The organism is Salinisphaera orenii subsp. halophila YIM 95161 (assembly GCF_003732545.1).
GTDB lineage: Bacteria > Pseudomonadota > Gammaproteobacteria > Nevskiales > Salinisphaeraceae > Salinisphaera > Salinisphaera orenii_A.
Window position 1 is genome coordinate 28,281 of sequence record NZ_AYKF01000077.1, and the last position, 11,530, is coordinate 39,810.

At 69.2% G+C, this 11,530-nt stretch carries 10 protein-coding genes; 4 read left to right on the forward strand and 6 right to left on the reverse strand.

Annotated features, from left to right (window positions below):
- Nucleotides 1-19: 19 nt before the first annotated feature.
- The 6 genes from SAHL_RS08155 to rph all read right to left on the reverse strand — a co-directional run bounded on the left by SAHL_RS08155 (nt 20) and on the right by rph (nt 5,439).
- The gene (locus tag SAHL_RS08155; protein WP_123590991.1) at nt 20-1,315 is read right to left on the reverse strand and encodes a citrate synthase; all 1,296 of its coding nucleotides are present in this window, start codon (nt 1,313-1,315) and stop codon (nt 20-22) included.
- Nucleotides 1,316-1,349: 34 nt separating this feature from the next.
- Nucleotides 1,350-2,621 carry a malic enzyme-like NAD(P)-binding protein gene (locus SAHL_RS08160; protein ID WP_123590915.1) on the reverse strand — a complete coding sequence of 424 codons (1,272 nt, stop codon included), beginning with the start codon at nt 2,619-2,621 and terminating at the stop codon, nt 1,350-1,352.
- A 120-nt stretch (nt 2,622-2,741) separates the two neighbouring features.
- Nucleotides 2,742-2,930 carry a CPXCG motif-containing cysteine-rich protein gene (locus tag SAHL_RS08165; RefSeq protein WP_123590916.1) on the reverse strand — a complete coding sequence of 63 codons (189 nt, stop codon included), beginning with the start codon at nt 2,928-2,930 and terminating at the stop codon, nt 2,742-2,744.
- The gene (hemW, locus tag SAHL_RS08170) at nt 2,930-4,117 is read right to left on the reverse strand and encodes a radical SAM family heme chaperone HemW (protein ID WP_245968453.1); all 1,188 of its coding nucleotides are present in this window, start codon (nt 4,115-4,117) and stop codon (nt 2,930-2,932) included. Before hemW ends, SAHL_RS08165 begins: the two co-directional genes overlap by 1 nt.
- Nucleotides 4,104-4,712, reverse strand: a complete 609-nt coding sequence (gene rdgB, locus SAHL_RS08175; RefSeq protein WP_123590917.1) for an RdgB/HAM1 family non-canonical purine NTP pyrophosphatase — start codon at nt 4,710-4,712, stop codon at nt 4,104-4,106. The genes hemW and rdgB overlap by 14 nt, the downstream gene beginning before the upstream one ends.
- Before the next feature lies 1 nt (nt 4,713).
- A complete protein-coding gene (rph, locus tag SAHL_RS08180; RefSeq protein WP_123590993.1) occupies nt 4,714-5,439 on the reverse strand; it encodes a ribonuclease PH in 726 nt (241 codons plus the stop codon).
- Nucleotides 5,440-5,569: 130 nt separating this feature from the next.
- On the opposite strand from rph, the gene SAHL_RS08185 reads away from it, so the two are divergent.
- From SAHL_RS08185 to iadA, 4 genes are all read left to right on the forward strand, one after another.
- On the forward strand, nt 5,570-6,433 hold the full coding sequence (locus tag SAHL_RS08185; RefSeq protein ID WP_123590918.1) for a YicC/YloC family endoribonuclease: 864 nt from the start codon (nt 5,570-5,572) through the stop codon (nt 6,431-6,433).
- 342 nt (nt 6,434-6,775) lie between these two features.
- Complete coding sequence (locus SAHL_RS08190) at nt 6,776-7,630, forward strand: cyanophycinase (RefSeq protein ID WP_123590919.1); 855 nt, start codon at nt 6,776-6,778, stop codon at nt 7,628-7,630.
- Nucleotides 7,627-10,260, forward strand: coding sequence for a cyanophycin synthetase (gene cphA / locus SAHL_RS08195; protein WP_123590920.1), 2,634 nt, complete (start codon nt 7,627-7,629; stop codon nt 10,258-10,260). Before SAHL_RS08190 ends, cphA begins: the two co-directional genes overlap by 4 nt.
- Before the next feature lie 40 nt (nt 10,261-10,300).
- A complete protein-coding gene (iadA, locus tag SAHL_RS08200) occupies nt 10,301-11,485 on the forward strand; it encodes a beta-aspartyl-peptidase (protein ID WP_123590921.1) in 1,185 nt (394 codons plus the stop codon).
- Nucleotides 11,486-11,530 lie beyond the last annotated feature (45 nt).

Sequence of the window (11,530 nt, forward strand, 5' to 3'; positions counted from 1 at the left end):
ACCGCGCCCCGACGGCCGATCAGCGCTTGTCGATGTTGACGTAGTCGCGCAGCTTGTAGCCGGTGTAGACCTGACGCGGGCGGGCGATGCGCATGCCCGGATCCGCCATCATCTCCGACCAGTGCGCGGCCCAGCCGACCGTGCGCGCGATCGCGAACATCGGCGTGAACATGTTGATCGGGATGCCCAGCGCCTGGTAGATGATGCCGGAGTAGAAATCCACGTTCGGGTAGAGCTTGCGCTCGACGAAGTAGTCGTCCTCCAGGGCGATGCGCTCGAGCTCGAGGGCCAGCTCGAAGAGCCGGTCGTTCTGCATGCCGTAGTGCTCGAGCACCTCGTGACAGTAGCCGCGGATGACCGTGGCGCGCGGGTCGAAGTTCTTGTAGACGCGGTGCCCGAAGCCCATCAGCCGGAACGGATCGTTCTTGTCCTTGGCCTTCTCGAGATACTTCGGCACCTGCGAGGCGTCGCCGATCTCGTTGAGCATGTTCAGCACCGCCTCGTTGGCGCCGCCGTGGGCCGGTCCCCAGAGTGCGGCGATGCCGGTCGACAGGGCGGCATAGGGGTTGGCGCCGGTGGAGCCGGCCATGCGCACCGTGGAGGTCGAGGCGTTCTGCTCGTGGTCGGCGTGCAGGATGAACAGCACGTCCAGCGCCTTGGCCGCGACCGGGTCGACCTCGTACTCCTCGGCCGGCACGGCGAAGCACATGCGCAGGAAGTTCGAGGCGTAGTCGAGATGGTTCTTCGGCCCGATCTTGGGCTGACCGATCGAGTGCTTGTAGGCGGCCGCCGCGATCGTGGGCATCTTCGCGATCATGCGATGCGCGAAGATCTCGCGATGATCCGGATCGCGGATGTCGGTGGTGTCGTGATAGAAGGCCGACAGCGAACCCACGATGCCGGTGAGTATGGCCATCGGATGGGCGTCGTAGTGGAAGCCGTCGTAGAACTTGACCAGCGACTCGTTGAGCATCGTGTGATGCGTGATCGCGTGGCGGAAATGATCCATCTCCGAGGCGGTCGGCAGTTCGCCGTTTAGCAGCAGGTAGCAGACCTCCAGGAAGCTCGACTTTTCAGCCAGTTCCTGCACCGAGTAGCCCCGGTACATCAGCATCCCGTTCTCGCCGTCGATGTAGGTGATGTCCGACTGGCAGCTGCAGGTGGCGGTGAACGCCGGATCGTAGGTGAACACGCCCTGCTTGCCGGCCAGACCGCGCACGTCCACGCCGGGTGTGCCGAGCGTGCCCTCGACCAGCGGCAGTTCGGTGGTGGTGTCGTCCTGCGGATTGCTCAGCTTGAACGCTTGCGTCGTCATCTCCATCTCCCGGTGTTGTCCACAGTGGGTCGATCTAGTCCCGGTCGGTTTCGACCACCGGCTGCGGATAATGCGAAGGGTATTCGGTGCGTGCCACCCCGGTGTCCACGGCGGCACGGGCCACCGCCGGCGGGATGTAGTCGATCAGGCGCGGGTCGAACGGACTCGGCACGATGTAGTCCGGGCCGAACGCCATCTCGCGCTGCTCGTGTGCCTCGAGCACGCTGTTGGGTACGGGCTGGCGGGCGAGTTCGCCCATGGCGCGGGCCGCGGCCACGCACATCGCCATGTTGATCCGGCGCGCGCGCACATCCAGCGCGCCGCGGAAGATGTAGGGAAACCCCAGCACGTTGTTGATCTGGTTCGGATAGTCGCTGCGGCCCGTCGCCATGATGAGGTCGTCGCGCACGCTGCGGGCGTCCTCGGGGGAGATTTCGGGCGTCGGGTTGGACAGCGCGAAGACGATCGGCCGCGCCGGCATGGTCGCGATCTGTTCCTTGGAGACCGTGTCCGGCCCCGACAGGCCGATGAACACGTCGGCCTGCGCGATCGCGTCGTCGACGCTGCGCAGATCGGTCCTGGTGGCGAACTGGGCCTTGTGTTCGGACAGATCGTCGCGATCGGCATGGATCACGCCGCGGCGGTCGCACATGAAGACATTGTCCAGCTGCGCGCCCATCTCCAGCAGCAGCTTCATCGAGGCCACCCCGGCCGCGCCCGCGCCCATGCACACGATGCGCGCTCCGGCGAGCGTCTTGCCTTGCAGTTCCAGCGCGTTGATCAGCCCGGCGGCGACGATGATCGCGGTGCCGTGCTGGTCGTCGTGAAAGACCGGGATGTCCAGGCGCTCGATGAGCGCGGCCTCGATCTCGAAGCAGTGCGGCGCGGCGATGTCTTCCAGATTGATGCCGCCGAAGGTCGGCGCGATGCGCTCGACCGTGTCGATGAAGTCGGCCGGATCGTCGGCGTTCACCTCGATGTCGAAGACGTTGACGTCCGCGAACTTCTTGAACAGGACCGCCTTGCCCTCCATCACCGGCTTGCTGGCCAGCGCGCCGGTGTCGCCGAGCCCCAGCACGGCGGTGCCGTTGGATATCACGGCCACCAGGTTGCCCTTGGAGGTATAGCGGTAGGCATCCTCCGGGTCGTCGCGGATCGCCTTGACCGGCTCGGCCACGCCGGGCGTGTACGCCAGCGACAGTTCGCCGTAGGTCGTGAATGGCTTGGTGACCGATATCGCCAGTTTCCCCGGCCTGGGTTTGGCGTGATAATCCAGCGCTTCCTGTTTGCGGGAATACTCGGTCATGCAGTCTGTCGGATCCGGCCTCGGACGCTCGCCCGGCTCGATGAGTTGGGCAAAGTCACGGTAAACGAATCGACAAGTATACCGTCGGGCCGGCGCCGGGACCAGCGATGGCGGGCGCGATCACGCATTCTCCGGCTGGGCGTCGATGCCCACGAGTTCGCCGTCGGTGGTCACCGCGATCGTCAGTTCAATCGGCTGGCAGCAGACGAAGCAGTCCTCGACGTAGCGCTGGTCGCCGGCGCTGCAGTCGATCAGGACGGTGATCGACTCGCCGCAGTACGGACAGGTCACGGCCGCCTCCTCCAGCATCAGGGCACCACTTCCGCGAGAATGTCGTCGAGGTAGTGCCAGCCGCGTTCGCTGGCCCGCAGGCCGTGGCCGTCGGCCACGAGCAGGCCGGCGGCGAGCGGCCGCGCGACGTGGTCGAGCAGCGCTGCCCAATCCAGGCCGGTGCGTGTCTCGTAGTCGCGGCGGGCGAGCCCGTCGCGCCGGCGCAGGGCGTTGAGCAGACACTCGAAGCGCAGCGTCTCGGCGTCCGGCGTGCGCTGCTCGGCCAGGGCGGCGGGCGTGCCGGCGACACTCATGTAGCCGGTGGGCCAGCGCAGGCGCGCGCTGCGCCGGATCGCGCCGTCGTCGCCGCTGAGCTTGCCGTGGGCGCCGGCCCCGATGCCGATGTAGTCGCCGAAACGCCAGTAATTGTCGTTGTGCCGACAGGCCACGCCCGGCCGGGTCCATGCCGAGACTTCGTACTGGGTGAAGCCCGCGGCCTCGAGCCGCGCCGCCCCGGCGTCGAAGATGTCGGCCACGGTGTCGTCGTCGGGCAGGGCGGGCGGCCTGCGGAAGAAGGGCGTGTTCGGTTCCAGCGTGAGCTGGTAGTAGGAGATATGGCCCGGGTCCAGCGCGATCAGGCGCTCGAGATCGGCGATGCCGCCGGCCCGCGTCTGCTGCGGCAGACCGAACATGAGGTCGCAGTTGAGACGCTCGAAGCTGGCGGCGCGAGCATCCGCGATCGCCGCTTCGGCGTCGGCGGCATCATGGATGCGTCCGAGCGCGGCCAGGCAGTCGTCGTCCAGGCTCTGTACGCCGAGCGAGAGCCGGTTGACGCCGGCCGCGCGCAGGTCGGCGAAGCGGCCGCGCTCGGTCGTGCCCGGATTGGCCTCGAGCGTGATCTCGCAGTCGCCGGCCAGCGGCGTGATCCCGTCGATGGCCGCGAGGATGCGCGCGATCGACGCCGCCGAGAACAGACTCGGCGTACCCCCGCCGAAGAACACGCTTTCGATCGGGCGCCTGACCCCGGCCGCCGCCATTCGCCAGTCGGCCAGCAGGGCGTCGACATAGGCCTGTTCCGGCAGCTGCCCCGGCGCCCGGTGCGAATTGAAATCGCAGTAGGGGCATTTCTTCACGCACCACGGCAGATGCACATAGACCGACAGCGGGACGTCGGCGGCGTGCACGCGCGGTGTGGTCCGCGCGGGATCGGCTTCAGCCGCCTGCACGCAGGCGCTCGATGAGTTCGTGCATCGCGCGGGCGCGATGACTGACGCGGTTCTTATGCTCGGCGCTCATCTCGGCTGCACTCGCGTTCTCGGATTCGACCCAGAACAACGGATCGTAGCCGAAACCGTGGTCGCCGCGCGGCTCGGTGAGCACCCGGCCGCGCCAGACGCCGTGGGCGATGATCGGCACCGGGTCCTGGGCGCTGCGGGTGGCCACCAGGCAGCAGTGAAAGGCCGCGCCGCGCTCGGCCGCGGGTATGTCGGCGAGCGCGGAGACCAGTTTGGCGTTGTTGGCCGCATCATCGCCGTGGACGCCGGCGTAGCGGGCCGAGTGCACCCCGGGGTCGCCGTCCAGCGCATCCACGGCCAGGCCGGAATCGTCGGCGATCGCGGCCAGCCCGGTGTGCGCGGCGGCGTGGCGCGCCTTGATCAGGGCGTTGTCGACGAAGCCGATGCCGGTCTCCTCGGCGTCGGCCACGTCGAATTCGCTCTGGGCGACGAGGTCGATGCCGAGGCCGTCCAGCAGCGCGCGCATCTCCGCCAGCTTGCCGGCGTTGCCGGAGGCCAGCACCCAGCGCCGGGGCAGGCCGTTCATGCTATTCCCCGCGGGCGCCGCGCTGCGCGGCGAGCAGTTCGCCGATGCCCTTTTCGGCGTGGCCGAGCAGGGCGTCGAGCTCCTCGCGCTGGAAGGCGTGGCCTTCGGCCGTGCCCTGGATCTCGACGAAGCCGCCGGCTTCGTTCATGACCACGTTCATGTCGGTCTCGGCCTGCGAGTCCTCGGCGTAGTCCAGATCCAGCACCGGCGTGCCGTCGTAGATGCCCACCGACACGGCCGCGATCTGGCCGTGCATGGGGCTGCTCTTGAGCTTGCCGCGCTGGACCAGGGTGTCCATGGCGTCGGCCAGGGCCACGTAGCCGCCGGTGATCGCCGCCGTGCGGGTGCCGCCGTCGGCCTGGAGCACGTCGCAGTCGATGGTCACGGTGCGTCCGGCCAGCGCGTGCATGTCCATGACCGCGCGCAGGCTGCGGCCGATCAGGCGCTGGATCTCGACGGTGCGACCGCTCTGTTTGCCGCGCGCGGCCTCGCGCGCGCCGCGCGTGTGGGTGGCGCCGGGGAGCATGCCGTACTCGGCGGTGAGCCAGCCCTGGTCGGCGCCGCGCAGCCACGGCGGCACGCGTTCCTCGACGCTGGCCGTGCAGAGCACGCGGGTGTCACCGAAACTCACCAGTACCGAGCCGGCGGCATGCTTGGTGAACTGGCGCTCGAAGTGCAGGCTGCGGAGTTCGTCGGGCGCGCGCCCGCTCGGTCGGGTGGTCAAGATCTGGCCTCGCTTGGGTCGACGGGTGCCGGGTGTAGGGGCGCGAGAGTGTAACAGCGCCGGCGGTCGGCCCGGCTCCGGCGGCTGTGCGATACTGCCCGGCCAGCGTACCGCCAACCCGATGCAGGCTTTCATGACCCGCAGCATGACCGGATTCGCGCGCAGCCAGAGCCAGGGCACGTGGGGCGAGCTCGTCTGGGAGCTGCGCAGCGTCAATCATCGTTATCTCGACATCCATCTGCGCCTGCCCGAGGCGCTGCGGTCGCTCGAGCCGGCCATCCGCGAGGCCGTCGGCCGGCATCTGTCGCGCGGCAAGGTCGAGGTCGGGGCGCGGTTCGCGCCGGCCGAAGCCAGCCGTGCGGTCGAGATCGACTACGCGCGCCTGGACGCGGTCAGCGAGGCGCTGTCGGAGATCCGCGCGCGGGTCATCGACTGTCAGGCCCCGGATGCGCTGCGTCTGCTGACCTTCCAGGGCGTTCAGCGCGAAACCGAGCCCGATACCGAGGCCCTGCAGCGCGACGCGCTGGCCGCGCTCGGTCAGGCGCTGGAGCAGCTGAGCGCGGTGCGCGCGGAGGAGGGCGCGCGCATGGAGGCCATGCTGCGCGAGCGCGCCGCGACCATCGGCGAGCGCGCCGAGGCCGCCGCCGCCCGGCTGCCGGTCGTCAAGACCGCCTGGGCGGACAAGCTCAAGGCACGGCTGGCCGAGCTCGACGTCGAGGCCGACCCCTCGCGGCTCGAGCAGGAGATCGTGTTCACCGCTCAGCGCATGGACGTGGCCGAGGAGCTCGATCGTCTGCACAGCCACGTGGCCGCGCTCGAGGACGCGCTCTCCCGCGACGAGCCCATCGGCCGGCGGCTCGACTTCCTCATGCAGGAATTCAATCGCGAGGCCAACACGCTCGGCTCCAAATCCCAGGATGCGGAACTGACCGAGCACGCGGTCGAGATGAAGGTGCTCATCGAGCAGATGCGAGAGCAGGTCCAGAACATCGAGTGACCGCCGCCTGCGCCGACTCGCGCAATTCGCAGCGACGGGAGCGGGCCTAAGCCGGCAGTGACGGTACGGGCCGACCGGCATTAGGAAGAGTCGTCGTCGGAACCGCGGGTCGGTCGCCGGGCGCTCGGCCGATCGGGCAATTCGCGACGGTTGTCTGGCGACGGATCACCGGGCGCCGCGATCGGCGTTGGGCGCTTTTGCTGGCTTGTTGCGGGCGTCGCGAGTACTCTTGACGCAGGCGGGCCATCCGGACGGTATGGCCTGCGTACGGGCCACCGCGCTGCAGTGTTCGTCGCATGAGTTCACCCGCCGGGAGGTGTCGCTTACGCGACGAGAACGCCCATGCCATCTGTCGCTTCCCGCACCCGTGGCACCCTGGTCGCCATAGGCGGCGCCGAAGACAAGACCTCCGAGCGGGTGGTCTTGTCGCGGGTGGTGTCGCTGGCGTCGGCACCGCATCCGGAAGTCGCCGTGATCGCCACCGCCAGCGGGATTCCGGAGCAGGTCCTCGCGGCCTACGAGTCCGTGTTCAGTCAACTGGGGGCGCGCCGCGTGCATTCGCTGCCGGTGAGTACGCGCGAGGAGGCGGCCTGTGCGGAGACCTTGCGCGCGATCGAGAGCAGCGACCTCGTGTTCTTCACCGGCGGCGACCAGCTGCGGCTGACCCATATGCTCGGCGGTTCACCCCTGCTGATCGCGATCCGGCAGCGGCTGCGGAGCGGCGCGGTGATCGCCGGCACCAGTGCCGGCGCCATGGCCCTGTGCACCACCATGATCTACAACGGCAACGCATCGGACGCGCTGCGCAAGGGCGGCGTCAACATGAGTTCAGGGCTTGGTTTCGTCGACGGACTGATCGTCGACACCCATTTTCTCGAGCGCGGCCGGTTCACCCGCCTGATGGAGGTCGGCGCGACGAATCCCGAGGATCTGGGCGTCGGGCTCGGTGAGGACGCGGCGGTCATCGTGCATCCGAATGGCATCCTCGAAGCGGCGGGGCCGGGGCACGTCATTCTCGTCGACAGCCGCGATCTGGCCCGCTCGAACGTCGCCGAGCTGGCGATCGGCGAGCCGGTGGCGGTGGAGAACATGGTCATGCATGCGCTGATCAGCGGCCATGGCTTCGATGTCGCCGCGCGCCGCTATCTGTCACCCCGGGAGGTCGAGGCGCGCATGCAGCCCGGCGCGTCGTCGTGAAGATACTCGAACACCGGGCGCTGCGCGGACCGAATTACTACAGCCGCTACCCCGCCATGCTGATGCGTCTAGACATCGGCGCGCTCGAGGCGCGGCCGAGTGACTGTGTGCCCGGCATCGTCGATCACCTGAGCCGGCTGATGCCGAGCCTGGCGGAGCATCGATGCTCGGTCGGCCGGCCGGGCGGCTTCCTCGAGCGCCTGCAGCGCGGGACGTGGGCGGGGCACGTGGTCGAACACGTGGCCATCGAGCTGCAGAATCTGATCGGGTTTTCGGTGGGCTACGGCAAGACCGTCGATTCCTACGAGACCGGCATCTACAACGTTGTCTACCGCTATCGGGACGAGGCCTGCGGACTGGCGGTCGGGGTCGAGGCGGTCGATCTGACCGAGCGGCTTTTCGACGGCCGGGACATCGACCTGGAGCCGGTCCTGTCGCGCCTGAAGGCGGTGCGCGACGCGCATATGCTCGGGCCGTCGACCGCGGCGATCGTCGACGAGGCCCGGCGTCGCGGTATCCCCTGCACGCGCGCCAGCGACGAGAACAGCTACCTGCAGCTGGGCCATGGGCATCGCCAGCAGCGTATCCAGGCCACGGTGACCGGCAATACCAGCCTGATCGGCCACGGCATCGCCGACGACAAGAACTGGACCAAGCAGATTCTGGGCGACGCCGGGATCCCGGTGCCCGATGGTCGTACCTGCGACAGTGTCGAACAGGCGCTCGAGGCCGCCCGCGCGCTCGGCTATCCGGTCGCGGTCAAGCCGATGGTCGGCAACCACGGCCGCGGCGTGAGTACCGACGTGGGTGACGACGAGGCGCTGCGCGCGGCCTACGAGGCGGCCCGGCTGCGCCACGACACGGTGGTGGTCGAGAACCACATCAGAGGCGAGGATCATCGCCTGCTCGTGATCGACGGCCAGCTGGTGGCGGCGGCGCGACGACGCCCGGCACACGTGATCGGCGACGGCGAGTCGACACTGCAGGCGCTGGTCGATGCCGCGAACCGCGATCCACGGCGCGGCATCGGGCACGAGAACCTCCTGACACGCATCGATATCGACGAGCAGTCGCATCGGTTGATCGCTCAGCAGGGCCACACCCTCGACAGCGTGATCGCCGCGGACGAGGTCGTCTGGCTGAAGTCCACCGCCAATCTGAGCACCGGCGGCACCGCGGCCGACGTCACCGACGACGTGCATCCGGAGGTCCGCTACGCCGCCGAACGCATCGCGCGCCTGATCGGGCTCGACATCATCGGTATCGATCTGCTCGCCGAGACGCTGACCCTGCCGCTGGCCGAACAGTCCGCGGCGGTGGTCGAGGTCAATGCGGGGCCGGGCTTTCGCATGCACCTGTCGCCCACGCACGGCCGCGGCCGCGATGTCGGCCGGCACGTGGTCGACATGCTGTTCGGCCCGGCCGAGGGCGCGGCCGGGGCCGACGGGCGCGTCCCCATCACCGCCGTGACGGGCACCAACGGCAAGACCACGACGGTACGCCTGATCGCGCATCTGCTGCGCCAGGCCGGGCGCCGGGTCGGCCTCGCCTGTACCGGGGCGATCGAGATCGACAACCACGTGATCATGCAGGGCGACTACAGCGGCCCGCAGGCGGCCGCCATCGTGCTGCGCGAGCCCACGGTCGAGCAGGCGGTGCTGGAGGTGGCGCGCGGCGGCATCATGCGCCGCGGGCTGGGCTTCGACGAATGCGAGGTGGGCGTGCTGCTCAATATCGCCAGCGATCATCTGGGCGATCACGACATCCACACGCTCGACGAACTGGCCCGCTGCAAGAGCGTGGTGATCGACGCCGTGCGCGCCGGCGGCACGGCGGTGCTCAACGCCGACGACCCGCGAGTGCTCGCCGCCCGGGAGTGGGCGCGCGGCGCGATCGTGTTCTTCACCCTCGATCCGGATTCGGTGCCGGTGCGCGAACATGTCAGCGAACACGGCGTCGCCTTCACGGTGCACGAGGGCTTCATCGTGCTCCGCCAGGGCCAGGTCGAGGCGCGCATCATCGCGGTGGCGGATATTCCCATCAGCTTCGGCGGCCGGGCGCGTTTCAACGTCGCCAACGCCCTGGCGGCAGCGGCCGCCGGCCACGCGCTCGGCTTGACTGCGGGCGATCTGCAGATGGGCCTGCAGACCTTTCACCCGACCCTCGGTCAGAATCCCGGCCGCACCAATCTCATCGAAGTCGATGGCCTGCGGGTGCTCATCGACTACGGCCACAACGTGCCCGCGCTCGAAGCGCTGGACGAGCTGCTGGGCAGTTTCGGTGCCGCGCGCAATCTGTGTGTCGCCAGCGCGCCCGGCAATCGCCGGAACGAGGATATCGAAGCGCTCGGCGGCCAGCTCGCGCGCATGTACGGCGTGGTCTATATCTGCGAGACACAGCCGCGCGGCCGGCCGTTCGGCGAGGCCGCCGAGCTGATGCGCCGTGGCGCCGAGGCCGCGGGCGGCGCCTGCCGGATCGAGGTGATTCTGGACGAACACGAGGCGGTTGGTCGCGCCCTCGAGGTCGCGGACGCGGAGGATCTGCTCGTGCTGTTGGTGGATGACGTCGACGCGGCCATCGCACAACTCAGGGTGCGCGGTGCCCGCGCCGCGCCGGCGCCCGGTGCGTGATGATGAGCCAGCCGATCTTTCCACCCGGCGGGCCCCTTCTATGACGGGAGGGCCGGGCGATGAGGCGTTGATCACGCTGCTGCGGGTCGGGCGGATCCACGCGCCCGAGCCGCTGGCGGCGACCGATATCCTGATCGCGGACGGCCGGATCGCGGCGCTGGGGCGTGATCTCGCGATCCCGGCCGGCTGGCCCATGAAAGTGCTGGAATACGGTGACCTGACCGCGGTGCCGGCCTTCATCGATCAGCACGTGCACGTCACCGGCGGCGGCGGCGAGGGCGGCTGCGGCACGCGCTGTCCGGAGATCGAGGCTGCCGATATCGCCGCCATGGGTATCGGCACGGTGGTCGGCGTGCTGGGCACGGACAGTGTCAGCCGCTCGCCCGCGGACGTGCTCGCCAAGGTACGCGGCCTGCGCGCCGAGGGCATCGCGGCCTATATGTACACCGGTGCCTACCGGGTGCCGCCGCCGACGCTGACCGGCGATCTGCAGCGGGATCTGGCCTGGATTCCCGAGGTGATCGGTCTCGGCGAGATCGCGATCTCGGACCATCGCTCCAGCCAGCCGCAGGCCCACGAAATCGCGCGGCTGGTCTCGGAAGTACGGGTCGGGGCGATGCTCGCGGGCAAGCGCGGCATCTGTCATTTCCATCTCGGCGACGGCGCGCGCGGACTCGAACCGCTGCGACGGCTGCTGCGGGACACGGAGATTCCCGCGGATCAGGTGATCCCGACCCACGTCAATCGGCGCCACGCCCTGCTCGAGGAGGCGGCCGCGTTCGCGCTGGAATTCGGCGCGACCGTGGACGTGACCGCATTCGACGATTGTCCGGGCGAGCACGAATTCTCCGCCTTCAACGCCGTGTCGCGCCTGCTCGCGCGGGGCGTGCCGGCGGACCGGATCACCATGAGTTCGGACTGCAACGGCAGCCTGCCCGTCTTCGATGCCGAAGGGCACTACGCAGGCATGCGCATCGCCGGCAACACCGCCCTGCTGTCCGACTGGCAGCGGCTGGTGCGCGAGTCGGTGCTGCCGATGGAACAGGCGCTGGGGCTGATATCGGGCCACGTCGCGCGCGTGCTCGGCCTCGAGGCGCGAAAGGGGCGCCTTGCCGCGGGTTTCGACGCCGATATCACACTGCTCGACGACGACCTGCAGCCGCGGCATACGTTCGTCGCCGGGCGTCGTATCGCCCCGGAGCGGCGTGCGGCGCGGCCCGGATGAGCTGCAGGGGATGACAACACGCGAGCGGCGCGGGCAGGCCGCAAC